Below are 25183 nucleotides of genomic sequence, written 5' to 3' on the forward strand. Positions count from 1 at the left end.
TTTATAGGCAATACCACCCTACGGAGAAGGTTTGTCATTCAAAATACAAAATATAATAAACAGCAAAATTGTTAAGCCTCGTGGTGGAACAGCTTAATTTTCTCTGCAATTAACTTGTTCTTAGTACAGAATTGCACAAGTTTGTTTAAAAAGTTTTATCAAAGAGTGTGGTAGATACAAAAGAATAAGGCTACTCTCCCTTAAAGCCTAATTATGAGCTATAACGCTACAGATTTAGGAAAAACTGTAGTTGTACCAATTCTCCATGAAGATCCACTTAATATTTATTAAATAAACCGCCTTAGCGTACCCGAAGGGAGCGCTTAGCGCTTAGCGTGTCCGCAGGACATAGACGCCAAGTACGCGGCTGAGTCAAAGAGTAAGTATTAAGTGCTTTTTTTAGAGAGAATTGATATTAGTTGCTTTGTTGCGATACATTTGTGGTTTGCAAAAAAGTATCACATTTATTTTCAACGACAACACAGATGCTGCTTAATGCTTGTTGATAATTATCCATATCCTCTTGTTCGAGAGATATTTTGGCAGCTGTCTGTAAATCATCAACTGCTTGCTTATGGTACTGGCTAGATTTGCCACCTCCATATTGTGCAAGTTCGTAACGGACAACGCCTCGTTTTAAATAGACTTTTGCCAGTTTTGAATTGATATTCAATGCTTGGTTAAAGTCCTGAATTGCTTGTTTGTATTCTTGCTCAAAATCGCTGCTATATTGGGCAACTTGATAACGCACCAAACCTCGCTGAAAGTATGCTTCTGCCCTTGAAGAATTCAGGTTCAGTGCCAGGTTGAAGTCATCAATTGCTTTTTTATATTCCTGTTGAGAATCGCCACTATATTTAGCAATTTGGGAGCGAACAATACCCCGTCTGATGTATGCTTCTACTTCATTTGCATTGAGACGCAGGGCATTGTTATAGTCTGCAATTGCTAGGTTATATTCTCTATCTGGATCGCTGCTATATTCGGCAAGCATATAGCGGGCATTACCCCGATTGACATAAGCTTTCACTTCATTAGGACTGATGCCAATTGCTTGATTGTAATCAGCAAGTGCTGCTTCATACTCTTTTAGGTTGTAGTGAGCATTGCCACGGTTGACATAAGCTTTTGGATGTTTTGGCTCTTTTTGTATTGCTTCAGTGAAATTTTCAATGGCTTTTTCGTAATCTTTGATTTTGTATGAAGCATGACCCTGCTTGTAGTAATCAGCAAAATTTTTCTTCTTCTTAATCTTGTCTTTTGCCAAAGAAATCAAATTTTGCTGAGCGTAAGGACTTTCGGCAATAAAGGGGCGATTTGTAAATTTAACCATTAAATCCAAATACCCTAAAGCACCAAATAGACCAACCAAGCAAAAAACAATAGGGTATAATTTCCGCTTTTTAGGAGGTTTATAGTAAGAAATATTTTGCGGAACAACTGGAGGGCGATAATTCGTGCGGGTAAATGGAATCGCTGGTTGCGGTGTGCGAGGAACTTGAACTTGGCGTTTTTTGGGTTGTACTCGCGGTTGTAAATGTTCTCTATTTGCTATTGCCTTTATAGATGGGAATGGATCACGTCCACCTAATCGCAAAGTACGTTCGCACCAAGGACATTTGTCCAAGTGGTTGCTATAGCGATGCTGCGGGTTAACAGTACAGGTGATTAAGGAATTTTCGGCATCAGCAAGCGCCGTTAGCCAAGTTTGAGCGCTGGGGCGTAGCTGCGGATCGTTGTGACTCTCCTCAAAACAACGTACAAAAAGTTCCTGCAAGCTTAGAGGAAGAATATCCCAAGGAGGTGCAATCGGCGTGGGAATGTATGGTACACGCCGCTTGAGACTGTAGGTAAAATGTCCTGCTGCAATGCGTGCTTCGTATGCTGGAGGTTCACCAGCTCCTTGATAAATGCCTGAAAATGGGTGTGTGCCTTCCATCAACAGTTGAAATATCAGCACTGCTAACCCAAACACGTCGTGGGTAAAATTGCGATCGCACTGAGCAAAGGTTTTGTTCTGAAGTTCTGGTGGGGTAAATTCTGGTTTCCCTACATGACACCGGTAAATCACTCCACTATTTGGATCTTGTACCTGGAATGAATCGGTGTCTACTATTGTCACTAATGCCGTGTCACTGACAAGGATATTTGACTCATTCACATCGCCAACACAGTACCCACTGGCGTGCAACGCCGCAAAAGCCGAAGCTAGATTGCGAGCTGTGCGGATTAAGTACTGATAGTTGAACAAAGGACAGTGCTGGCGGCGAGTTCTAGGATTATAAAAGTCGATGATTGGACGCATTCCCTGAATGCGTGGCATCAAAAACCCTATCACTTGAGCGCTTGCATCGGTTGAGTGCAACAACTCAATGGGCCATGCTATTGAAATATGCCCCAAGCTGGCGGTTGGGTTTTCCGGCGGGTGGGCAAGCATCACCTGCAATTTGCGAGCTTGGGCAGGTGTTGGCTTGTGATAAACTTTTGCCACTAAACCAGCATCTGTTGGCACTGTGTATATACACGCTTCACCGCCTCGTCCCAAACTTACGGTAAGGTTGATATTATTAATTTTTTGGTTGGAAAGACAACGTAGTACCTGCATGATATAATTTATGGATACGTTATAAATGTATACACTTTTGCACAGACGGATTCTCCAATCAATTGCTTAAAGCAGCAATGATTAATGTGAGGTCATCATCTGTACGTTGGGTAATCCGATCCGAACGCAGAAACTTCACCAACTGTTCCTTTGCCACTGTCTTATCATCAGCATTCGCTGTAAAGTCGAACAGAGGAACGAAGAACGGTTTATGAGGCGCACCCACAGCCATATTCATCGCAAGCATTTGTAGTCCATCAGTGAGGACACCAACGTTGACTATCGCTTGACGCCATACCCTGAGTTGAGCAGCATCTAAGGCTGTCGGCGAGGTCAAAAATACTGTCTCATTAATATATTCTCCACTATCAGGCATAGTCAGTGCAATTAGATTTCCCTGAGCATCCCTCGCTACCGCCACACCATCCCCTATTTGTGCTACTGCTACAACTTCTGGGGTCGCGACTGCAATAATCAAAGTGCTTGCTAAATCCAATGGCTGCTTTTCACAAGCAACAGCTTCTTCCTCAACAGCTTTTTTGGCAGCGATTATTGCCTCAAGCAAAAGCGATCGCACAGCATCATCATCGATTAGGGTTCGCCCTGAGATTTCTTTGATTGATATGTTTTCTATCGCTGTTTCCACAGCAACCATTGCTCCCAGCTTACCCATGCTTGCAGATCCAGCTCCATCTGCCGCAGCAACAACCAAAATATTATCTGGCAAAATCTGCCAGTGGTGAGCATCCTGACACAACTGCTTGTTCTTTAAGTGGCTCGTACCACAGACCGATGCGGCTACTACCCGCCAATGAGGTATCTGTCTAGAAGTGTTCATATGATAGTCTTCCGTTGCTGCTCTTGGGATGAGCATTGCGCCATATCATTACTAAACAGAACCCCAACCAATTGGCGGTAGCGCCACCTGTTCCTCTACCTTGGAATGAGAAACAGCTGACATACTAGCTGACAGCCAAACAAACATTTCAACAAAATTCAGCCCTTCGAGTCTCAAAGGTGTACGTACAGCTATTTGACTTAAGCGTGTCATGTTCGCATTGTCTACTCCTACAGTAAAAAATGCCACACGCTTACTCGCTTCGTCTGCGTGCAAACGCCGCGCTGCTTGCTCTACAACATCTTCAAACTCGCCTTGCGGCTCACCATCAGTAATCATGAACACCCAAGGACGATAGTAAGCAATGCCGTTAGTGCGATACTGAGCTTTGCGGTCTTGGAGCAGATCCAAAGCTTTATGAATTCCAGCACCCATCGTAGTCAGTCCTTGTGCTGTCAGTATCGGCGGACTGAATTGGTCAGCAGTCACAAAGTCCTGTACTACATTTACATGACTATCAAAAGTAACTATTGCTACTTCCACCCTCCTTGCTGCCAAGGAATTTTTCGTTAATTCTTCCTTGAAAGTCTGCAACCCCTGATTCAATGAATCTATTGGCATACCTTGCATTGAGCCAGATGTATCTAGGAGAAGTACACAAGGACAACGCGGTTCTGGGTTTTCCGCAAACTCCACTACTTCATCAAGTTTTAATGTATCAGGCATAACTTTTCGTGTTATGTTATAGTCCAAAGCCAAGCTTTCCTTTTCCTCAAAGTATATAGTTTATAGCACCAACGAAACTATATGTAAGTTGTTTAATCCTAGATAGTTTACTATTTGTTAAACAAAATTTTGCTGCTAATTTTTTTACAAATTTCTGAAATCTTACCAGAGACATATCCCTGTAAAACTGAACCAACTAGGAGTCGGCATTGGCTACCGCAAAATACAAGCAAATTTTATACATAACACGTATAGAATACAATAAATTAGTACGTCAGTTGACACAAAATTTTAAAGATTCGATGTAGAAAGGTAGGATTTTAGATAAAAGCAATTAACTAGAGTTCATAAAATCAGTACGATAGCTAGACCTTTGTTACGTTGCTTGATTAATTAAAATTGAAATAACTTGAAACAATCTTTCGTTAGCTATGTTACGGGAAAATGTAACATACTAGCTATAATGTTACCTCTACAGCTTGTAATATATGTATACAATATCAGATTCTAAGAATATTTCTTTATAGGGAAATATCGAGGTAAACGAAATACCTTATTTACCGATAAGAAAGAAAATTCAAACAATCGGTCTTATTTTCCAGTAAATCTCTAAAGAAATGAATAATTTTGGCACATTCACCAAACTACGTCCCCTCAGTTTATTGAGACACCTATCTAATTGTTCTGAGAGTACTTGTTTACAAGTCCTTAGCAACTCCGTTTCCTGGTCAATTTATTTAGAACAGGGGAGAATAACTTATGCAACCCATTCAGTCGAACCCTTTGACCGACTTGAACGTCATTTGCGTCGCCTGAGCCATCATGTTCCTAACATCATCCCTGAAGTTCGTGTTCAATTACGTTTGATGTTTGAACCAGACGCAAAAAGTCAGTCAGTTGAACATAAAAATCATACCAGAGAACAGTCAATTCCCCCTCCACTCCCTCCTGAGTACCAAGCTATTTGCTGGTTAGTTAGTGAACGATACCTACATTCTACACAAGCAGCTGTGCTGATCCAAGAATTGGTCAAAGAAGTGCTTGAGCCATATCTTTTAATTAAGCATGGAACTTTTACATTAAAAGATTCTCATTATCGAGTTCCAACCATTTGCAAGCTGGATGTAGAAAAAATTGTGGAACGCTGCCAACAAAAGTTGCAGAATTGGCAGTCATTAGGTCCCCAAATTTCTTCTCCTTATCAGCGTCCATATTTGTTAATTAAAACCACAAACAGTCCAAAGAATTTATCAGGAATAGACCCTCAGTTAACTGAGTGGATGAAGGGTTTTAGTCTGCGGCATCTGTCAGTGATTATGAATCAAGACGAAGTCCAACTGGCTAGAATATTATACCCTCATATTTTAAATGGCACAATATTATTGCATGAACCAGACCCTCCCTTTGATAAATTACCAAAGACATTTCCAGATTTAGAACAAGCTTCTACTTATGTCGCCCAATCAGCTAATACTAAATTAGTTGATTCTGCAGTAGCATCAAGTACCACTATCTCCAAGGATAATCCTATCTCTACAGAGAACAGAGTTACTCATCAGCGACCAACGCCGATTTCTCCTCAAAAAGAAGAAGTTCAAGAATTAGCAACATCTAAATTTAATAATAATGGAAACTCGGGACATGATACAGAAATTCCTGCTCATTCAAGTCATCGGAAAATCTATACAGTTGTTTCTGTAGATGATAGCCCCACCATCCTTAAAGAAATTAGCCGCTTTTTAGAAGATGAAAATTTTTCTGTAGTGACGATCAACGACCCACTGAAAGCAGTTATGTCGATTATTCGGCATAAGCCAGACCTAATTTTACTAGATTTGAATATGGAAGGCATAGATGGTTATGAATTATGCCGGATTGTCCGAAATAATTCAATGTTCAAAAAAACTCCCATAATCATGGTAACGGGAAACAAGGGATTTATTGACAGAGTAAAAGCAAGATTTGTCGGGGCATCTGGATATTTAACTAAGCCTTTTTCTCGCGCAGATTTACTGAAAATGGTGTTTATGCATTTGGCTTGATGATTGAGTGATTAGTTAATAGTCAATCTTTAAAAAAAACTTGAATTAGGATGTAAGAAAACGCTTTCTATCCTAATCTTATTGCGTAAATATATTCTATTTTGTAACTTTAAATTCGATTTTTATATTTCAATTAGTTATAGCCAAATGACACGCTTGTTAAGACCAAACTCTTGTGCTGACTCGTTAAGAGTTTAATCCCTTAAGTCTTCTAGTTCTCTGGATATAGATTTGAGTTGTTGTGCTGACAAAGCCTGATTAGCACTTTCAAAAAATACTGATAAATTGCCTAGCCCAAGGTGTTCGTATACACTTGCTTGTAAAGCCATTTCTAATCGATCTAGTTGGCGAACAAACTGTGATTCAGCAGATTGCCCTTTTTCGTATTCTTCCCATAAATCAATCCACTCTAATCCATGAGGAAGTTTACTTAGTACTTGAACAATAGACTGCTTTTCTAATTGATATTTTTGATTTGGTTCAATTGCATCTTTTGGAGTAAAATCCCCTGCATATATTTCTCCCAAATCGTGTATTAAAGCCATACGAATAACCTTGGTTGTGTCTAACTCAAGGTGATATTCATCAGCTAAAAATAAAGCTAATAGCGCAACACAAAACGAGTGTTCGGCAACACTTTCACAATACTTTGGCTCAATACCGTGCTTTAACCAACCTTGACGATACAGATGCTTAAGATGATTAAACTCAAAATAAGCTTCAATAATAGGCAAAGTTTGCTTGCCGTCTAAAAGAGTAATAGGTAAAGCCGCTTTTGTGTGCATGATTTCAAGTGAACTATAAAAACCTATAGGGGACAAGCATTTGCTGTTACTTATACAGAATAACTTTACCACCAGCCCCTCCCTTTACGATTGTTGGATTTTGAGTGCCTAAAAGAAGTGGCTGTTGCCTTGGTACCCATAGTTCTGATTTTTTGCTTAAGTACCGTCGCAAGCTTGGTGTCTGCAAATAAAGACCTTGTGCCAATGCGTGAGGAATTTGATGGAATAGTTCTAGAATAGTCTGTGCATTATTATTTCGCTTAGATTTCAGACAAGGCAACACTTGACATGCGTATTTCACTGAAATGGTTGCAAGAACTAGTGGAGTTGAAACTTAGCCCAGAAGAACTAGCAGAAACACTGACATTAGCTGGGTTTGAGGTGGAAGATATTGAAGATCGCCGCACTTGGGCTGCGGGCGTTGTTGTGGGGAAAGTGCTTGAACGCCAACCCCACCCCAACGCTGACAAGTTGAGTGTTTGCCAAGTCGATATCGCCACGGGTGAAACTTTAAATATTGTCTGTGGTGCTTCCAATGTCCGGGCAGATCTCTATGTTCCAGTAGCAACCGTAGGTACTTACTTACCAAACATTGATTTAAAAATCAAACCTGCGAAACTACGAGGTGTTCCGTCTCAGGGGATGATTTGTTCGCTTAAGGAACTGGGTTTACCTAGCGATGTTGACGGAATTCATATTTTTACGCAAGAGAACCTGCAAGTTGGTAGCGATGTCCGTCCACTGTTGGGTTTAGATGATGTCATTTTAGACGTGACTGCGACTGCTAACCGTGCTGACGCCTTGAGTATGGTTGGCATAGCGCGGGAAGTCGCAGCCCTGACAGGGGGAAAGCTAACGCTTCCCGAACCAGGTGAACAGACGCATGGTACGTCTCTAGAAACGTTTCCTCTAGCTTTAAAAATCTCTGATACGCAAGCTTGCCCAGCATACATTGGCACAGCAATTGACCAAGTAAAAATTGCACCATCACCTGAGTGGCTGCAACAGCGCCTGCGTGCTGCTGGAGTGCGACCGATAAATAATGTCGTGGATATCACGAACTACGTTTTGTTGGAATGGGGACAGCCGCTCCACGCTTTTGACCGCGATCGCCTACAATCGGTTGCTGGTAGTGACCGTCTGACAATCGGTGTCCGCTTCGCCAATGCTGGGGAAACTCTCAAAACCCTCGATGGACAAACTCGGACTCTATCTACCCAAAATTTGTTAATCACCGCCAATAATAAACCTGTGGCGCTGGCGGGAGTCATGGGTGGTGAAGAAACCGAAGTGCATGATGGTACTCAAAACTTGGTATTAGAAGCTGCGCTGTTTGATTCTGTGGCAATTCGCCGTTCTTCCCGTAGCGTAGGCTTAAGAAGCGAGGCGTCTGGGAGATACGAACGGGGAGTGAACCGCGCTGAGTTGGAAGTCGCCACACGCCGCGCTTTATCACTGATCAGCGAACTGGCTTTTGGAACTATAGCCACACAGGAAATTGCCGACTCCCGTCCTGATCGTTCGACTTGGACACATTCGATTGAACTGCGTTTAGACCGAGTGAATCAGGTTCTCGGACCAGTCGATTTGGGAGAGCAAACAGGTGAAATCCAAGGCGAAGATGTTGAACGCATCCTAACAGCACTGGGATGTCAGGTGACTCCCATAGATGATCGTACGTGGACGGTTTCTGTACCTCCGTATCGTTACCGCGATTTAGAAAGGGAAATAGACTTAATTGAAGAAATTGCCCGTCTCTACGGCTACGATAAATTTTACGACACCCTACCAGAGAAGTCAGAAGCAGGTTATTTGCCCCTTGAGCAAGAACTGATACGCAAGTTACGAGCATCGCTACGGGCGGAAGGATTGACAGAATTAATACACTATTCCTTGGTAAAACCAGGGGAAGACAGACAAATCGTCCTGGCAAACCCGTTGTTTGTCGAATATTCTGCTTTGCGAACCGATTTGATCTCAGGGTTGATTGATGCGTTTCAATACAACTTAGAACAAGGCAATGGTTCGCTGAACGGCTTTGAGATTGGGCAAATTTTCTGGCATGAAGAAGGTTTGCAAGAAGCAGAAGCTATTGCTGGGATTATGGGAGGCGATACTTCCAACAGCAAGTGGACAAGAGGCGATCGCGAGCAACCTATGACTTGGTTTGAAGCGAAAGGTATTCTAGAAAGTGTCTTTCAACAACTCGGCTTGCAAGTGGAATACCAAAGCGATCGCAGAGATTCTCGCTTGCACCCAGGACGTACCGCTTCGTTGTGGGTACGGGGTAACAGCCTTGGTATCTTTGGGCAACTACACCCGCAACTGCGACGAGAAAAAGGCTTACCAGATTCAGTCTACGTGTTCCAGTTGGATCTAGATGTGCTTTTGAATTATCTGGACGAAGATGAAATTTTAGTACCGCAATTCTTGCCTTACTCCACTTATCCAGCGGCAGATCGAGATCTTGCTTTCTTCGCACCTGTGAAAGTGACAGTTGCTGAAATTGAAAAAGCAATTACCAAAGCAGGCAAAGATTTGCTAGAGTCTGTGGAATTGTTTGATGAATATCGCGGTGAGAACGTGCCCCAAGGACAGCGGAGTTTAGCATTCCGTTTGATTTATCGGGCGAGCGATCGCACCCTCACCGATACCGAAGTTGAACCAGTACACAACAAAGTCCGCGAAGCCCTAGTGGAGAAATTTGGTGTTAGCCTAAGGAGTTAACACACAAGAGTGAAGAGAGAAAAATGAAGAAATTTTTTGCTCTTTCTTCTCTCTTATGTCTTATTCCTTTTGTTTGATTTTTGAACTTTAAATTGCATAGAACCATGCCTAAATACGTATTGTGGGGAACTTACTGCGAAGACGTTCTGGAAAAACGCGCCCCTTACCGCCAAGCGCATCTAGACGGACTCGCAAAACAGAAAGAATCCGGTGTGCTGATTACTATTGGTCCTACCAAAGATGTCACTAAAGTTTTTGGTATTTACGAAGCCGAAGACGAAGCTACTGTGCGGCAGTTAGTTGAAGCTGATCCCTACTGGCAAAATGGCATCTGGACCGAATACTCTATCAAAGAATGGATTCAGGCATTCTAAATAAAAGGTACGGTAATCATGAAAACGTTTTCATCCACAAAAACTTTCCTGTTGTCTAGACTAGAGAAAAGGTAAAAAAAGTGGAACAACTTCAACTTTTCTCTAGTCGTTTAATGTCTTGAGAAGGTAAAACTATGAACAAAATTTTGAAACGCGCATTTATGCCCAGCCTCTTGGCTGCTTCTTTAGCTGGTGTGAGCTTGTTTCCAGCTCAACCTGCCTCTGCTGATGATAAGATCCTTGAGGATGTAGGTATTGGAGCAGGTGTTGGTGCTGTCTCAGGCGTCATTAGAGGACGTAATGTGATAAGGGGTGCTATTAAGGGTGCTGGTGCTGGTGCTGCTGTTAATGGTGCTAATGGTCTTAGAGGCACTCGTAGAGAAAGACAAAATCGCAACATCATTCAAGATGTTGGAGTAGGTGCCGCCACGGGCGCAGTAACCGATGGTATTATCAACGGTGGTAGAGATACCCTTGGCAGTGCAGCTGAAGGTGCAGCAACAGGTGCAGTTATCAATACAATCAGAAAGAAAAGGTAATTCGTAATTTGTAACTAGCAACTTAGTTACGAATTATCATCAATTGTAGATTGATTTTATACCTTCCCTAGTACAGCTAGGGATTGTTTTGTTTATTACTTCAGAATTAAGTCGCCTCAGATCAATTTTGATCTGAGGCGCTGTATATGTTATACAAACTTACTATGCAATCAACATCTGACGATTATCACCTTAGACCGCTCTGAATGAAGGGTTTAGCCTTCCCTTGGTAATAACAAAGTAGAGGAAGCGACAAAAACTCCACATCGTCAATGTCAACTATTTGCACTGTTCGCACATCTGACGCCGCTCTCCTTCTATGTGCAACAATGGGTCACAGCGATATAACCCCCATCCAGTGCTACTTATTTTCAATTATTAGATTAGCAAACCAGAAGCTTTTAACAAGTCATTCCACAGTTGGAGTTCAATGTCACACTAAAGTGAGAATTCTGTCTGTTCTATTTTGATACTGCTAGATGCTAACTGGTGTTTTTGTGTCAATATATTCACGCCAACGGCTAATTCGACCTTCTTTAAAATCAACAACTATAACATCGTCTGCTTTATTGCGGTGACCTGATGCTTTTTCAGTATCTTCGTAATACCATTCCACTACCGCCTGGCTTCCCTCAATAATAATCCGCTGGATATCGATTTTCACATTTGAAGATTGCTGAGCAAATTGGGTAACTTCTTCCCTTATTTTCTCTTGCCCCTGCCAACGTTTGCCAGGCACTATAAGTTCACCGTCGGGCGTAAACAACTGGGCAAGAGCATTAGCATCTTGAGCTACCCATGCATCTCTAGCTTTTTCAATCAATACACGAATATCTTCTTGATTCATAAATTGCTCTGCATATGCAGGTGTATGAAAAGTTATACAAAAAAATATAATTACTAATAATAACCATCGAGATAATCTCAACATTAAAATTTATTTTAAAAATTGGTATAACTTATTTTTACAAAATAGCAGTTTCTGAAATTAGACATAAAAAAAACGACTATCACTAGTATACAGCTTACACACACAAGCCTGTGTCTTGTTTATGACTGTGGGTTTTCTACACTTAGTGGTTGATGTGAACGTAGAAGAATACGATTGTAAGAAAGCGCCGCTCTGTTCGCGTACCCGAAGGCGAACGTACTTTTTCCGGGTGTAGCGTCCGCGAGAGAAAGGGCGTTGCATCTATCATTCCCCAAAAGGAGTGAGGTGTCGGGCTTCCGTCGGAGCTAGCTAAAATAGGTCAGCAAGAGTAAGACAAACTCCAGTTGACCAGCTAACAACATCTTAATTCCCGTTTTTGAACCTGCTGAAAGGGTGAGATGTTAGGCATAGGTCAAGTTAAATTTAGAAAATTCCTGCTTAATCTTCTTATCTACCAAACTTCCCTAACCAAGCTTGTCATGAAATTAGCAATGGTTAAAATAGTAAATCTGTCCGGCTCAAGCTTTGACAGTACCAATTTCTGGCATCTTAATAAAGTGCCTTAAATGATTACTTAGAAAAATGTTACTTTCAATACTACGATGGCTGTTAGCAACCACGAACGAATTGGCAGGGGTTTAACTCTTTTAAATCAGGGTTTATACCCTTATGTAAAAAGGGAGATGCAAAAAGTCTATGGTGAGGGTTGGCTAACAATCGCCACTTCATATATGTCTGATGACGAAACCTTCAAGCCAGAGGCGGAAGACATTCTAGGTAATAATATTCCTGTTTTATTAACACTAATAATTAAGCAATGGGATCAGGTATTCAGCAAAAAGCTAGGTTATACCGAACGTGCTTTAGTCGCTGAACTGATAGAAACCAGCAAGACTTGGGCGCATCAATCTCGCTTTTTAACAGAGGACACCTATCGCGCGATCGACACGATCGCTCGACTTCTCAAGGCTATCTCTGCGCCAGAGGTGAATGTTGCACAACAGCAAAAGCAAGAAGTCCTAGCAATCCTCAGTCCCAAGCAAACTGAAAAAGCCCCCAGAGATAAATTGGCTGAAATCATTAAACAACAAAGCTTTCAGGATAGTTCTCTTTTACGCCGTGCGCTGACGCATCGTTCCTATGTCCACGAAAACCCCCAAGAAGGAGAACACAACGAGCGCCTAGAGTTTCTCGGTGATGCTTTACTGACTTTTCTAAGTGGCGAATACCTCTATCGTCGTCACCCGGAAAAAGAAGAAGATCAATTAACCCGTCGGCGTTCTGCACTTGTAGATGAAAATCAACTGGCAAAGTTTGCAATTGAGGTGGGTTTAAACTTGAGGATGCGGTTGGGTAAAGGAGCAACTTTAGAAGGAGGTTTCCAAAATCCCAATTTGCTCAGCAGCGCCTTTGAAGCAGTCATTGCTGCTTACTATCTAGACAACAATTATGATATCGAAGCAGTTCGTGCTGTTGTGGAACCGCTATTTGATTCTGTACCTGAAAGTATTGTGGAGTTTCGCTCAAATGTGGACTCTAGAAATCGGTTTCAGGAATGGGTACAACGCAACATTACCCAAACACCTCCCAAATATGACACAGTTCAAGTAGGTGGTTCTTCTCACGCTCCAGAATTCATTTCTAAAGTATTTGTGGGAGACAAACAGTACGGTGAAGGCAAGGGGCGCAGTAAAAAAGATGCTGCAAAAGCGGCTGCTGAAGATGCGCTGGCTAGGCTAGAAAAATCAGGGCTAGGATCTGAGTAAGGGTACTTTTTTACTGTTTATTTTTTAAAATTTGGATACATACTTCAAATTTCAGATTTCTACTTTCAACGGCAAACTCACTGTGAAAGTAGAACCCACTCCCATCTCGGAGACTAAACTAATTTCACCTTGCAATAATTTCACGAGCCGTGAAACTATTGCCAAGCCCAAGCCAGTACTATCAGGAAGGAACGACTTACTACCAGAAGCAATGCGAAAGTAGGGTTCAAATATCTGGGCTTGGTCTTCTGGCTCAATCCCAATTCCAGTGTCACAAACTACAATACTCCACTTGTCAATGCCCAATGTTTCACACTTAATTTTTACAGTTCCCGACTCTGTGTAGCGAATCGCATTGCTAACAAGATTTGTGACAATTTGCTGCAATCGTAACGGATCTGTGACAACTTCTTCAGGAGCGCGATCGCAATCAACTCCCATTTGTAAATTTTTATTATCAGCTAAAGGCTGCAACATTTCATAGACATTTATGATTAATTCATGCACATTGGTTGGTTCTGCCTGTAGTTTCATCTGCCCTGCATCGTAGCGGGAAATCTCGAGTGCATCGTTAATCAGGTGGAGTAATAGCCTTCCAGAGCGTAGTACACGTTCAACGTGTTCTAAATGAGTTATACTGTCTTTCTCGTTGGATTGTTGGCGTTGGAGGCGCAAAAACAAATCAGAATAACCAATTATCGAAGTTAAAGGGCTTTTGAGTTCGTGTGCCAGAATCGATAAATTGTCTTGATTTGCCCGCACTAAACGAGTCAGTTCCTGGTTGTTGAGGCTCAACTGATTTTGCAACTGCTCTAATTCTGTTAATCGCTGTTTGGTGTAGGTTTGGAAACAGCAGGCGATCGCCTCATCCAACACCATGTCAATCAAACGCACAGCTCGCATTACTTCTAGTGCTGATGCTTGCACTAAGTCCGGCTCTAAAGTAACAAAGATGACATCACGCAACAGACGATACTCTCGGGCAATTTCTGCTGGATCGAAACCTTGCTCAGCCCTGAGAGTACCATGATGCAAACTTGCCTGAACCAAGGGTTGAATTTGATCTTCTTGATATTGAGAAAGCACACTCGCCAGCGCCGAGAGGACATGGCTAAGATGATTTTCAATAGCTGTGCGGGATAGATTATTGGTACTGGAAATCTTTTTATCCTGACGAACAGCTTCCACCCACTGCTCTAAAATGGTCTGAGTTTTATCGCGCAGCAATTGGCTAAAATCTTTCATCACTTATGGGTGGATAATAATACGAGCAGAGAAAAATATTTTATTATTTATATATGATAGAGAGGTGTTACATTTGTTTCTTAAAAGCATTTCATGTTCCAACATAAAAATACATAATTTTTAGCCAATATTTATATATCTTAATATAGATGACTTTGCTCAAGAAGGATACTTGTTTTTGAGCCTAAAAAAGTATATCCTAAGGTGGCTTGACGATACTGTGTACCAATGTTACCTTTACTTTAATAATAAGAGTAAGTCAGCCTAATCCAACGAATCGCCGAAGCGTAAGTTGGAGCGGAGGAACCAAAGTATGGGGCGCATCTCATAGAAGAAAAAGAGTGAAGAACAAATATAGTCAAGAGCAAATACAAGAACAAAAAATGATTGTATTTTTCTTTTTGTTTCTTCCTTCTTCTAAGAGAGGGGCATCTCTCAGCCCTAGCCCGTCAGCTAACTTCGTAGGCAATGAGAGGAGACTGAAGGGACGGCATTACTATAATGTTCTGATCTCATCAGTATCCTTGGCTGGTACTGCTCGGATTCCTTGTACCTGAGCTTGAGTCTGTTGAGGTCATAAATGATATTTCAACTGAATGTAGCTGCCATTCTGGCGGTTGCTGGTCAAACAGCTTGGAAACGTGCTAAACCCGTAGTCGTACGGGACGCTTTTTTGCTGCCTCTGGTTGGTTTTTTGGGCGTGATTGTTATATGGTGGATTATTGCCCTTGCCAACCATGAATTGATGCCCACCCCTCCTGAGGCGCTGGCAGCAAATTTAGATTACATCCTCAACCCATTTTTCCAAAGAGGACCAGGTAATTTGGGTATTGGCTGGCTATTAATAGCAAGTATCCGACGGGTATTAATAGGCTTTGGGCTAGGCGCTCTTGTTGCGATTCCTGTTGGTTTTCTGATTGGGATGTCCAAAACAGCACTGATGGTTCTTAATCCCGTCATTCAAATCTTCAAGCCAGTATCGCCCCTAGCATGGCTTCCTATTGCCTTGGCAATCTTTAATTTGGCAGATCCATCGGCAATATTTGTGATTTTCATCACTTCTTTGTGGCCCACAATCATTAACACTGCCTTGGGAGTTTCCAGTGTTCCCAAAGATTATATAGATGTGGCACGAGTTCTGGAAATGCCCCGTTGGCGAAGAATTACAAAAATCATTTGGCCCGCAAGTTTGCCTTACATTTTTACAGGTTTGCGGATTAGTTTAGGAATTGCTTGGCTAGTGATCGTCGCTGTAGAAATGCTCACAGGCGGTATTGGAATCGGCTTTTTTGTTTGGGATGAATGGAGTCGCCTAAACTTGAATTCTGTTTTTCTTGCCGTGCTGGTGATTGGCTTAACAGGGCTATTCCTAGATTACGCGATCGGTAGAATACAAGCTTTTGTCACTCGTCGCCCGGCAACAAATTAGCTATTTGTCAACGGTCAAAACAGGTATAAGTTCCGTTACATTGCGTTAACGCATTGGCGTGTCGCCACTTTTAGTAAGGGTGCCTTACGGTTCAAACAGCCGTTTCATGTGGTGAAATCTGACCTTTTGGAATAAAGAGCGAATAACACAGGGCGGGGGGGATAAGCAATTCACGCAATAAAAAACTCACTTTTTAGTTAGCAGCCTACCTGCATAAAACCGTACATAAATCAAATGTGTGACAGCTTAAACACATAACTTTTGCGCCTTCGTGTTAATTTTTGCACTGATTTCGCCGCCGCAGGAGGTTTTTTATGAGTGACAATAACACAAATAACTGGAAGCGACGAGACTTTATTCAAGGACTGGGAGCAACGGCATTTGCTACTGGACTTTCTTCTTGTGCGATTAATGCTAACCGTGCGCCCAAAGGAATATCACAAGCGGCATTGGCGGTGGAACCAGTGGTAGACCCCAAGACACTGGAAAAACCTAACATTACAGTGGGGTATGTCCCGGTAAATGACTGCGCTCCTTTTGCTGTAGCCTGGGAGAAAGGGTTTTTCCGCAAGTATGGTTTAAATGTCACCCTCAGCCGTGAAGCTAGCTGGGGTACGTCTCGTGATGGCATTATTTTTGGTCGCCTCGATGCTTCGCCTGTTGTAAGTGGCGCGGTGATGAATGCGAGAACAGGTGCAGAAGGCGCACGTCATGCACCTTTGTGTGCGGCAATGACCATTCACCGTCACGGTAACGCCATGACGATGAATAAGGCAATGTGGCAGTCTGGGTTGCGTCCTTGGCGAGACTATAACGGCAATTTGGAAGAGTTTGGGCGAGATTTCCGCAATTACTTTGAAAAATTACCAGCCGAGCAACGGGTTTGGGCAGTGGTGCTCAGTTCGGCAATTTATGAATACTTTATCCGCTACTTATCTGCTGCTGCTGGAGTTGCTCCTGACAAAGAATTTCGCATCATTATTGTCCCACCGCCACAGATGGTAGTGAACATGAGAATTGGGGCAATGCAAGGTTATATGGTGGCAGAACCTTGGAATACACGAGCAATTACTGGCAATGATGGAATTGGCTTTACTTTCGCTCAGGGTAGGGAAATCTGGGAAGGACACCCAGACAGACTGTTAGGTGTCATGGAGTCTTTCATCAAAGAAAATCCCAAAACCTATCGCTCCTTGGTTAAGGCAATGATAGAAGCTTGTAGGTATTGTGGTGATCCAAAAAACCGGGAGGAAGTGGCTAAGATTATCACGAATAAGTCATTTACAGGAGCAAAACTCAAATTAACAAAACCAGCAATTGTTGGCGAATACAATTACGGCGGTTTCGATGACAAAAAACGTCTTGTGAAATCGACGGATACAACAATCTTTTTTGAAAAACCTGCCAATCTTGTCAAAGTGCCAAATGACCATTCAACATTTCTGTGGCAATCTCAGAGTATTTGGTTAATGACTCAATCGGCTCGGTGGGGACAAATTAAAGAAATTCCCAAAAATGCTGAAGAATTGGCGCGTCAAGCTTGGCGCACTGACTTGTACCGAGAAATTGCTGCTGAAATGGGAATTGAATCTCCAAAAGAAGATTACAAGCTAGAACAAGCTGAACTATTTATCGACAAAAAAGCTTTTGATCCCAGTGATCCGGTGGGGTATCTCAAGAGTTTTGAGATCAGGGCAAACGCTCCTAAATCTTTCTTCATGTCCTAGCGGACTCGGCAGAGTTCATCATATTGTATTGACTGTCCTTTGTCATTTGTTTTTTGTCTTATATAGATGACTGATAACTAAAGACTAATGACCAATGACTAATGACTAATGACCAATGACTCATTGCAGGAGTGTCAAATGAAATCTACCTCTTTCTCAACAGATGCCTATGATAAGGCTTCACCTCCCACCACTGGATTTCTGGAGATTGAAAATTTATTCAAGTCATATACAAAACCTGATGGGGGTGAATTTGTCGTTTTAGATAATGTCAACTTAACAGTGGGCGAAGATGAATATATTTCTGTTATTGGTCACTCTGGTTGCGGTAAATCGACACTTTTAAAGATTGTCGCTGGCTTAGAAAAAGCGACTTCTGGATTAGTGCGGTTAGATGGCAAAGAAATTCGTAAACCAGGGGCTGAGCGGATGATGGTGTTTCAACACTATTCGCTGTTACCTTGGTTAACTGTGCGGGAAAATATCCGACTTGCGGTAGATGAAGTGCTAAAAGATGCCAATCGGGCTGAAAAAATTAGCATTGTGAACGAACACCTGGCAATGGTAAATTTAACAGCAGCCGCTGATAAGTATCCTGAGGAAATTTCTGGCGGGATGAAGCAGCGGGTGGGTATTGCTAGAGCATTAGCAATTCGCCCGAAAATGCTGCTGATGGACGAACCTTTTGGGGCGTTAGATGCCCTAACTCGGGGGAAATTGCAGCGGCAAGTGTTGGATATCTGGGAAAATCACCGACAGGCGGTCATGATGGTTACCCATGATGTGGATGAAGCGATTTATATGTCGGATCGCATTATTATGATGACCAATGGACCTGCGGCTAATATTGGGGAGATACTAGAAGTACCGTTTCCTCATCCACGCGATCGCGCTGCGATGAGAAACTCAAAAGAGTACTATGATCTCCGCAACTACGCCCTAAATTTCCTAGATCGCTATTTCACTCAAGACGAGTAATCGAAAAACTTCTTAATTCATAATTCGTAATTTCTAATGTTCAAGTCAATTACGGATTATGAATTACAAATTCGTCATTGTTTTTGTAAATTTTTCTTTAGTCAGAGATAAAACTATGAATCTCAAGCCCATATTGGTGCGTCTGCAAAACGCTATCGGAAGAGATGATTTAATTGAGCAAATGGTGTTAATCTCGACACCAGAGACACCTGTATGGAAACAGGGGCAACCTGAAAAATCAGTTAACTTAATCGTTGGTTATAATAGTTCTCCCAACAGTCATACTGCGTTAGATATTGCCTTGTTAATGGCTCATCAAACACTTTTAGCTACAAAGGCGCAAGTCACAGTTCAAGTGGTTTATGTGATCGAGGAAAATCAAAGTAGTAATGCTGCAGATGTCTTACAAAAAGAGGAATTTGCAACTCAGCGAGCAACCGAACAAAATCCTTCACACTGTTCAACAAGCTTCCCCTTAAATGAGTTTGACACAGGTGTGACAACTCAAACAAAAATGCAGGCGAACACAGCCTACTCACAAGAAAGATTAGTAGATAGATTTGCACAAGCAGAAGGTATTTTGCGGCAAGCAAGTTGTCTAGCTGCGGAATGGAAAAGTTCTTTTAAAGCTCATCTTCGGTTTGGTTGCATTGGCAAGGAACTTAGGAAAGTGGTTGTATCAGAAGGTGCAGATTTACTATTACTTGGCTGTAACTCTGTCAATCATCCGATAGTGCAACAGCTCGGTTCTAAGTTCCCCTGTTCAGTACTAGGTATACCCAATTTTGTCAATGAGAAACGCGCTTAGCGGACATAGTTGCGAATGTTGTGGAGAGACACCTAAGTATAGAAGCCCGGTTTCTTAAACCCCTTACCAATAGGATGATTATCCCTATTTCTTCAGAGTACAAAATACCACATACATATATATATTATGTATGTATGTGGTATTTTTTTTGCTAATCTGCAAAAAATCTGGGTGTAATTTCTACCAATACAAGTTGCGTTATAATATGTCATTCTGAGCAAAGCGAAGAATCTTGGGAGATACTACCCTACCCAACCGATGCACCCCCAAAGGGCGTCTAGGGGAACACGCTATGTACCATAGGCACACGCTACGCGTGATTCTTAGTGGATTAACTGTATGCTGAATACATTCTGTGGCGATGCTTGTTATTTAAAGTATTTGTATAAAAATTTAAAGATTTTTTCAAAAAATTAACTTTTATTAATAAAATTTTAACTCCTCGAAAGATTTGAAGTTTTGAAATTGTTTCAATAACCATTTGAACTCTCCCGAGGAGACGACTTGCTTTATGATTCAAAGATGCTACCCTACGGAGTATAGCTTAAAACTATTTCTAGGGAAGTACAAACACATCACATAAGATGTCAGAAAACAAGCAAATGCACAATTCATTGCAATCCCGAAAGGATTAATAACATGAACCCGCCCGAAGGAGAACATAGCAATCATAGTATGGTAGAACCACTTCAAGCAGGATCCAACCAAAATACAAATATTCCTCTCTTTAATAGTACAGATAATAGTACAGAGATGGGAGAAAGCCACAGCTTAGCAAAAGTCAGAGATATTCTTTTTGGTAATCAGATGCGGGAGGTGGAAAGAAGGTTTACCCGCTTAGAAGAGCGTCTGGTTAAAGAATCTGCTGATTTACGGGATGAAACAAGAAAACGTTTAGATTCCTTAGAAACGTACATTAAGAAAGAGGTTGAGTCCATAGCAGATCGGCTAAAAAACGAGCAAGTAGAACGCGGTAAAGCAGTGAAAGCAGTTGCTGAAGAAAACAAAAATATAACGATGTCTTTAGAAAAAAGAATTGCCCAATTTGAAGAAGAAACTGCGAACAGCCAACGAGAAGTTCGTGAGCAAATTCTTAACCAATCTAAAAGCCTACAGGATGATATCCGGCAAAAATACGAAGAAATTGTGGCTTTAGTGCAACAAGAATCTCAAGAACTTCGTATTGCGAAAACAGACCGTTCCTCCCTCGCTGCTCTTTTCTCAGAACTAGCTATCCGATTGAATTCTCAACAATCATAAGGCTTATTAGTTAGTAGTTAGTCGTACTGAGTGATAACTAACAACTAACAAGTAACTAATAACTAATGACTAATAACTAATAACTAATGACTAATGACTACTCAAATAACACTCACGTAGAGCCTAATGATGAACTGAGTGAACTCCGTAGTTTGCTTCTTGGTATTGAACCAGCTAAACTAAACAAATTATACGAGCGATTAGATAACCCACAGATAAAAGCAGAAGATATCAGCCGATTGCTTCCAGAGGCGATTATTTTGCGAACAATGCAAGATAAACAACTGGGCGAAGCAATAGTGCCTACTGTTGAACACGCCATTCAATCCTCTGTTAAACAAGATTTAAATATTTTGTCAACTGCGATTTTTCCCATAATGGGACCAGCCATTCGCAAGGCTATTACCGCAGCTCTCGAAGCAATGGTTCAATCTTTAGATGCTTCTTTAGAGCAAAGCTTTTCTCCACAAAGCCTCAAGTGGAGATTAGAAGCGCGACAGACGGGTAAAACATTTGCCGAAGTTGTGCTGCTTCGCACGCTTATTTATCGGGTGGAACAGGTATTCCTGATTCATAAAAAAACCGGATTAATGCTGCAACATACAGTAGCGCCAAAAGTCAGCGCTCAAGATCCGGATTTGGTTTCAGCCATGTTGACGGCTATTCAAGATTTTGTCAAAGATTCTTTCAATACACAAAAAAATGATGGGCTTCAAAGTTTGCACTTTGGAGAACTCACCATTTGGATTGAAGAAGGACCACAGGCAGTACTGGCAGGTATAATTCGGGGAACTGCTCCCCAAGAATTAAGATTAGTTTTTCAAGAAGCAATAGAAAAAATTCATCTGAAGCTAAACAGAGAACTTATTTTTTTTCAAGGAGAAACAGAGCCATTTGTAGCCGGTAGACCTGAGATAGAAGCTTGTTTGGAGGCTCGGTATCAAGCTCCAACAAAAAAAAATTATATTTCTGCCCGGACTTTATTAGGCACAGTAGCTATTGGTTTGGGAATTTGGAGCTTTTTTGCTATTCGAGATCATCTGCGTTGGAACGCCTATATAGAAAAACTGAACTCTCAGCCTGGAATTGTCGTGATTAAAGCTGACAAGCGAGGTGGAAAATATTTTATTTATGCAATGCGCGATCCATTAGCAGTAGACCCCAAGATGCTGATAAAACAAGCAAATCTCAATCCCAAAAGAGTTATCAGCCATTGGACGCCTTTCCTGTCGTTTGAACCAGCAATTATCAGCAAAAGAGCTGAGGAATTACTTCAACCTCCAAGAACTGTAGCCGTGAAAGTAGATGAAAAAGGTATTCTTTATCTCAGTGGTTCTGCACCTCGTCAGTGGATTCTAGAAGCGAGGAAATTATGGCGTTTTATTCCAGGAATTACTCAATTTCAGGATAAGAATCTTATTGACATAGAACTAAAGCATCTTGAGTCATATAAAAATCAGATTGAACAAGAATTGCTATTTTTTTCTGAAGGAACAACAGAGTTTTTCCCAGGGGAAGATAAGAAACTTAAGAATCTTGTACTGCAAATACAAAAACTTTTGGATGCTGCCAAATACGTTGATAAAAATGTAGGTATTCAAATAGTGGGACACACTGATCTAACTGGAACAGAAACAAGAAACATCGCACTCAGTCAAGCCCGTGCCAATAAAATCCTTTCTTATTTAGTTTCCCAAGGAATCAATACGAGCAATTTCACTACTATAGGTGTGGCTAACACCCAACCTTTACAGTCGGGATTGGTAGAAGATAAGAAATTGAGCCGCAGAGTATCTTTTAAAATCTTACTGTCTGACCAAGCTAAATAAGGATTATCCGTATATGCTCCAAAAGAAAATTTGTATGGTGGGTGCATTTGCCACGGGGAAAACTAGTTTAGTATCACGTTTTGTTAATAGCATTTTTTCTGATAAGTACCAGACTACTGTCGGGGTAAAAATTGACAAAAAAACAGTTAATCTTGGAGATAAAGAGTTAAATCTTATTCTTTGGGATCTGTATGGAGAAGACGAATTTCAGAAAGTGCGCATGTCCTACTTGCGAGGGTCTTCCGGTTATTTATTAGTTGTGGATGCAACTCGACACAATACTTTGGAAAAAGCCTTGAATTTACAAAACAGAGTAGAAGAAACAATTGGTCAAGTTCCCTTTATTTTGGTAATAAACAAATCGGATTTAGCTGATGAATGGGAAATAAGTAACTCCGAAATCGACGAGCTGAGGCAGAAAGGTTGGACGGTTATTAAAACTAGTGCAAAAAGTGGTTTGGGTGTAGAAAAAACTTTCCAAACTCTTGCTTCTAGAATATTGGAGGGATAAATAATGTTGGATTTTCCTGTTCCGGTTATTGCTTATCTTCTCAATTTCATCGTAGATCAACGTTCTCTTGCCTATCTTTTAGTTAATAAAGATGGCTGTTTGTCAGCTTGGGGCGGTAAACTATCAGTATACGGACTTACAAATTTACAAGAAGGGAAGAAAGTAGGACAGCAAGTTTTTTTTCTGGAAGGTCTTTTACCACTAGATGATTTTCCTTTATTTTTGCCTTGTATAAAAACGGAATACAGCATTTGTGCAGATCTCCATATTTTCTCTTCACAGGAAGGAGATTGGGTGTTGCTGTTAGATGCTACCTGGGATGAGATTCATGTAGGCATGATACAACAACAACTAAACTCTTCCAGACTGCTGTAGAAAAAAATTTCTATAATAGAGAATTACTGGATATTGGTTGAAAAAATTTGGTTTTGGCTTGTCTAAGTCATCAAGGGTTCTATGACAGCAGACATTTTGGCAGCATTGAATATTTTAGTATTGGAACGGTTAGATGTTGATTCATTCAGCATCACTGGAACCGTACCAGATTGGTTAACTGACTTTTGTCCTAAAAAGGTTGTATTGGAAACAGGGAGACTTATACTCAAAGAAGTCTTTCCATTTTTAGAAAACTTTTTAATTGATGCTGAAGAATTTTGGCTCTTAAGAGCAGAAAAAAAATTAAAATCTGGTATATGGTATCAACTTGATTTGTCTGGTAAAGAATCTCATTTTGAAGCTATAGCCGTTTATGTAGATAGCAAAAAATATTTATTAATAGAATCGCTTGATGAAACTTATAAGGAGAAGCAATATATTATTCAAAAAGCACGAGAAAATGAATTATATTATCAGTATATTGTGAAAGAAAACCAGAAAAAAGAAGTTTTAATTCACTGTATTATACATGATATGGCAGGACAATTAAGTGCTATTCATGGCTGTCTTAGTCTCTTACAGTTTGAAAATTTCACACAACAAGTCAGAGACATTTTAGAAATCGGTAAAATACAATGCCACAGGCAAGAGATGCTCATACGCGAAATATTGGATGGATTTTCTGCTGAAGTCAAATCCTTGGAGACATTTGCAGTCGATCTTGATAAGGCACCGAGTGCCCTGATATCTGCACAGGACATTATCCAACTTTTATCTCCTTCTTTTGCACTTAACAAAATGCAGTTACGGCTAGCTGCCAATATTGATGTGACAGCAGATTGGAGAGTCATCGGTGATGAATCGCGTTTAAATAGGGTGATTGCAAATTTGGTAGAAAACGCTTTTCGTCACAGTCCTCTAGAGTCTACTGTGACAATTGGTTTAGAACAGGATGGAGATTATATTTTAGTCAGTGTGGATGATGAAGGTTCCGGTGTCCCTGCGGAAAATCTAGAGAGTTTATTTCAAAAGTTCTCTCAAGGAAAAGGTAAATCAGGTAGAGTTGGGCTAGGGCTTTATTCTTGCCGCATTACAGTTGAACGTTGGGGAGGGAAGATTGGTTATTCCCCTCGTCCAGAAGGTGGTTCCCGATTTTGGTTCCGCCTACCAAAACCAAGACGAAATGAATGAGTAGGACCCCTCTTGGGGTGCTACTCAACTCTAACTGATGACTAGTATCCAATAAAGTGTAGAACATCACGTAATACGCTGAAGCCAGCCAAGTCCCAAAGCAAGTAAGCCAGAAAACCAATCATTGCCAACCGACCGTTCCACAGTTCAGCTTGAGGATTCCAGCCAAACAGAAAAGCATTGCGGTCTACGCCGTTATATTCTTTAGCAACAGGTGGTAAATCAGTAGCGGGACGACTTTCCATTGTTTTTTCCTCCAAGATTAAGTTGGTTTTTACGAGTTTAATTTTTAGTAGCCGATCAAGTGCAGCACGTCACGTAGAACGCTGTAACCAGCCAAATCCCAAAGCAGGTAAGCTAGAAAACCAATCATTGCCAAGCGACCGTTCCACAGTTCAGCTTGAGGATTCCAGCCAAACAGAAAGGCGTTACGGTCTACGCCGTTATATTCTGTAGCTACGGGTGGTAAATCAGTGGTAGGGCGAGTTTGCATTTTT

The 25183-nt window shown here is 41.3% G+C and carries 22 protein-coding genes, 1 pseudogene and 1 riboswitch; of the genes and pseudogenes, 15 read left to right on the top strand and 8 right to left on the bottom strand.

Features of this window, described 5'->3' with window-relative positions:
- Window positions 1-415 precede the first annotated feature (415 nt).
- From V5G28_RS32060 to V5G28_RS32070, 3 genes are read right to left on the bottom strand one after another with little or no spacing between them, the layout of a single operon-like run.
- Window positions 416-2605, bottom strand: a complete 2190-nt coding sequence (locus tag V5G28_RS32060) for a tetratricopeptide repeat protein (protein ID WP_096564746.1) — start codon at window positions 2603-2605, stop codon at window positions 416-418.
- Between the two features lie 58 nt (window positions 2606-2663).
- Window positions 2664-3443, bottom strand: a complete 780-nt coding sequence (locus tag V5G28_RS32065; protein WP_332988213.1) for a PP2C family serine/threonine-protein phosphatase — start codon at window positions 3441-3443, stop codon at window positions 2664-2666.
- 51 nt (window positions 3444-3494) lie between these two features.
- A complete protein-coding gene (locus V5G28_RS32070; protein WP_332988214.1) occupies window positions 3495-4169 on the bottom strand; it encodes a vWA domain-containing protein in 675 nt (224 codons plus the stop codon).
- 617 nt (window positions 4170-4786) lie between these two features.
- Here V5G28_RS32070 and V5G28_RS32075 point away from each other — a divergent pair.
- A complete protein-coding gene (locus tag V5G28_RS32075) occupies window positions 4787-6211 on the top strand; it encodes a response regulator (protein WP_336231514.1) in 1425 nt (474 codons plus the stop codon).
- 194 nt (window positions 6212-6405) lie between these two features.
- Here the strand turns inward: V5G28_RS32075 and V5G28_RS32080 are convergent, their stop codons facing one another.
- The gene (locus tag V5G28_RS32080; protein WP_332988218.1) at window positions 6406-7068 is read right to left on the bottom strand and encodes an HD domain-containing protein; all 663 of its coding nucleotides are present in this window, start codon (window positions 7066-7068) and stop codon (window positions 6406-6408) included.
- 216 nt (window positions 7069-7284) lie between these two features.
- On the opposite strand from V5G28_RS32080, the gene pheT reads away from it, so the two are divergent.
- From pheT to V5G28_RS32095, 3 genes are all read left to right on the top strand, one after another.
- Entirely contained in the window at window positions 7285-9723 is a 2439-nt protein-coding gene (gene pheT / locus V5G28_RS32085; RefSeq protein WP_332988221.1) for a phenylalanine--tRNA ligase subunit beta, read from the top strand.
- A 104-nt stretch (window positions 9724-9827) separates the two neighbouring features.
- The gene (locus V5G28_RS32090; protein WP_041032143.1) at window positions 9828-10097 is read left to right on the top strand and encodes a YciI family protein; all 270 of its coding nucleotides are present in this window, start codon (window positions 9828-9830) and stop codon (window positions 10095-10097) included.
- A 134-nt stretch (window positions 10098-10231) separates the two neighbouring features.
- On the top strand, window positions 10232-10636 hold the full coding sequence (locus V5G28_RS32095; RefSeq protein WP_096564742.1) for a hypothetical protein: 405 nt from the start codon (window positions 10232-10234) through the stop codon (window positions 10634-10636).
- A gap of 475 nt (window positions 10637-11111) precedes the next feature.
- Here the strand turns inward: V5G28_RS32095 and V5G28_RS32100 are convergent, their stop codons facing one another.
- A complete protein-coding gene (locus V5G28_RS32100) occupies window positions 11112-11483 on the bottom strand; it encodes a nuclear transport factor 2 family protein (RefSeq protein WP_096564741.1) in 372 nt (123 codons plus the stop codon).
- A 686-nt stretch (window positions 11484-12169) separates the two neighbouring features.
- On the opposite strand from V5G28_RS32100, the pseudogene V5G28_RS32105 reads away from it, so the two are divergent.
- Window positions 12170-12532 (top strand): annotated as a pseudogene (locus V5G28_RS32105) (Swt1 family HEPN domain-containing protein); the annotation flags it as partial.
- A 111-nt stretch (window positions 12533-12643) separates the two neighbouring features.
- Window positions 12644-13333 (top strand): ribonuclease III, encoded by a 690-nt coding sequence (rnc, locus tag V5G28_RS32110; RefSeq protein ID WP_332988297.1) that lies wholly within the window; start codon window positions 12644-12646, stop codon window positions 13331-13333.
- Window positions 13334-13384: 51 nt separating this feature from the next.
- On the opposite strand, the gene V5G28_RS32115 is transcribed toward rnc, so the two are convergent.
- Window positions 13385-14578: a sensor histidine kinase gene (locus V5G28_RS32115; protein ID WP_332988232.1), complete on the bottom strand. Its 1194-nt coding sequence runs from the start codon at window positions 14576-14578 to the stop codon at window positions 13385-13387.
- 268 nt (window positions 14579-14846) lie between these two features.
- A riboswitch (cyclic di-AMP (ydaO/yuaA leader) is annotated at window positions 14847-15061 on the top strand.
- A gap of 97 nt (window positions 15062-15158) precedes the next feature.
- Between V5G28_RS32115 and ntrB the strand changes: the two genes are divergently transcribed.
- The 9 genes from ntrB (at window position 15159) to V5G28_RS32160 (ending at window position 24686) form a co-directional block, all read left to right on the top strand.
- Window positions 15159-16007, top strand: a complete 849-nt coding sequence (gene ntrB, locus V5G28_RS32120; RefSeq protein WP_096564739.1) for a nitrate ABC transporter permease — start codon at window positions 15159-15161, stop codon at window positions 16005-16007.
- Window positions 16008-16321: 314 nt separating this feature from the next.
- Window positions 16322-17734 (top strand): ABC transporter substrate-binding protein, encoded by a 1413-nt coding sequence (locus V5G28_RS32125; protein ID WP_332988235.1) that lies wholly within the window; start codon window positions 16322-16324, stop codon window positions 17732-17734.
- 138 nt (window positions 17735-17872) lie between these two features.
- A complete protein-coding gene (locus tag V5G28_RS32130; RefSeq protein WP_332988300.1) occupies window positions 17873-18712 on the top strand; it encodes an ABC transporter ATP-binding protein in 840 nt (279 codons plus the stop codon).
- 115 nt (window positions 18713-18827) lie between these two features.
- A complete protein-coding gene (locus V5G28_RS32135) occupies window positions 18828-19520 on the top strand; it encodes a universal stress protein (RefSeq protein WP_332988237.1) in 693 nt (230 codons plus the stop codon).
- 639 nt (window positions 19521-20159) lie between these two features.
- Window positions 20160-20780 (top strand): hypothetical protein, encoded by a 621-nt coding sequence (locus V5G28_RS32140; protein WP_332988239.1) that lies wholly within the window; start codon window positions 20160-20162, stop codon window positions 20778-20780.
- A gap of 86 nt (window positions 20781-20866) precedes the next feature.
- Window positions 20867-22609, top strand: coding sequence for an OmpA family protein (locus V5G28_RS32145; RefSeq protein ID WP_332988241.1), 1743 nt, complete (start codon window positions 20867-20869; stop codon window positions 22607-22609).
- 13 nt (window positions 22610-22622) lie between these two features.
- Entirely contained in the window at window positions 22623-23120 is a 498-nt protein-coding gene (locus V5G28_RS32150; protein WP_096564734.1) for a Rab family GTPase, read from the top strand.
- A 3-nt stretch (window positions 23121-23123) separates the two neighbouring features.
- Window positions 23124-23495: a hypothetical protein gene (locus V5G28_RS32155; RefSeq protein WP_332988246.1), complete on the top strand. Its 372-nt coding sequence runs from the start codon at window positions 23124-23126 to the stop codon at window positions 23493-23495.
- A gap of 81 nt (window positions 23496-23576) precedes the next feature.
- Entirely contained in the window at window positions 23577-24686 is a 1110-nt protein-coding gene (locus V5G28_RS32160) for a sensor histidine kinase (RefSeq protein WP_442994311.1), read from the top strand.
- A 41-nt stretch (window positions 24687-24727) separates the two neighbouring features.
- On the opposite strand, the gene V5G28_RS32165 is transcribed toward V5G28_RS32160, so the two are convergent.
- Entirely contained in the window at window positions 24728-24931 is a 204-nt protein-coding gene (locus V5G28_RS32165) for a chlorophyll a/b-binding protein (RefSeq protein ID WP_332988248.1), read from the bottom strand.
- 44 nt (window positions 24932-24975) lie between these two features.
- Complete coding sequence (locus V5G28_RS32170; protein ID WP_096564730.1) at window positions 24976-25179, bottom strand: chlorophyll a/b-binding protein; 204 nt, start codon at window positions 25177-25179, stop codon at window positions 24976-24978.
- Window positions 25180-25183 lie beyond the last annotated feature (4 nt).

The organism is Scytonema sp. PRP1 (genome assembly GCF_036697665.2).
Classification (GTDB): domain Bacteria; phylum Cyanobacteriota; class Cyanobacteriia; order Cyanobacteriales; family Nostocaceae; genus Kalymmatonema; species Kalymmatonema gypsitolerans.

Coding starts and splice junctions, on each gene's coding strand:
- V5G28_RS32115 (WP_332988232.1), bottom strand. CDS start 14,578: ATGAAAGATTTTAGCCAATTGCTGCGCGATAAAACTCAGACCATTTTA.
- V5G28_RS32130 (WP_332988300.1), top strand. CDS start 17,873: ATGAAATCTACCTCTTTCTCAACAGATGCCTATGATAAGGCTTCACCT.
- V5G28_RS32065 (WP_332988213.1), bottom strand. CDS start 3,443: ATGAACACTTCTAGACAGATACCTCATTGGCGGGTAGTAGCCGCATCG.
- V5G28_RS32095 (WP_096564742.1), top strand. CDS start 10,232: ATGAACAAAATTTTGAAACGCGCATTTATGCCCAGCCTCTTGGCTGCT.
- V5G28_RS32070 (WP_332988214.1), bottom strand. CDS start 4,169: ATGCCTGATACATTAAAACTTGATGAAGTAGTGGAGTTTGCGGAAAAC.
- V5G28_RS32075 (WP_336231514.1), top strand. CDS start 4,787: ATGAATAATTTTGGCACATTCACCAAACTACGTCCCCTCAGTTTATTG.
- V5G28_RS32155 (WP_332988246.1), top strand. CDS start 23,124: ATGTTGGATTTTCCTGTTCCGGTTATTGCTTATCTTCTCAATTTCATC.
- V5G28_RS32090 (WP_041032143.1), top strand. CDS start 9,828: ATGCCTAAATACGTATTGTGGGGAACTTACTGCGAAGACGTTCTGGAA.
- V5G28_RS32135 (WP_332988237.1), top strand. CDS start 18,828: ATGAATCTCAAGCCCATATTGGTGCGTCTGCAAAACGCTATCGGAAGA.
- V5G28_RS32125 (WP_332988235.1), top strand. CDS start 16,322: ATGAGTGACAATAACACAAATAACTGGAAGCGACGAGACTTTATTCAA.
- V5G28_RS32160 (WP_442994311.1), top strand. CDS start 23,577: ATGACAGCAGACATTTTGGCAGCATTGAATATTTTAGTATTGGAACGG.
- V5G28_RS32060 (WP_096564746.1), bottom strand. CDS start 2,605: ATGCAGGTACTACGTTGTCTTTCCAACCAAAAAATTAATAATATCAAC.
- V5G28_RS32140 (WP_332988239.1), top strand. CDS start 20,160: ATGAACCCGCCCGAAGGAGAACATAGCAATCATAGTATGGTAGAACCA.
- V5G28_RS32170 (WP_096564730.1), bottom strand. CDS start 25,179: ATGCAAACTCGCCCTACCACTGATTTACCACCCGTAGCTACAGAATAT.
- V5G28_RS32150 (WP_096564734.1), top strand. CDS start 22,623: ATGCTCCAAAAGAAAATTTGTATGGTGGGTGCATTTGCCACGGGGAAA.
- V5G28_RS32165 (WP_332988248.1), bottom strand. CDS start 24,931: ATGGAAAGTCGTCCCGCTACTGATTTACCACCTGTTGCTAAAGAATAT.
- V5G28_RS32100 (WP_096564741.1), bottom strand. CDS start 11,483: ATGAATCAAGAAGATATTCGTGTATTGATTGAAAAAGCTAGAGATGCA.
- pheT (WP_332988221.1), top strand. CDS start 7,285: ATGCGTATTTCACTGAAATGGTTGCAAGAACTAGTGGAGTTGAAACTT.
- ntrB (WP_096564739.1), top strand. CDS start 15,159: ATGATATTTCAACTGAATGTAGCTGCCATTCTGGCGGTTGCTGGTCAA.
- V5G28_RS32145 (WP_332988241.1), top strand. CDS start 20,867: ATGACTAATGACTACTCAAATAACACTCACGTAGAGCCTAATGATGAA.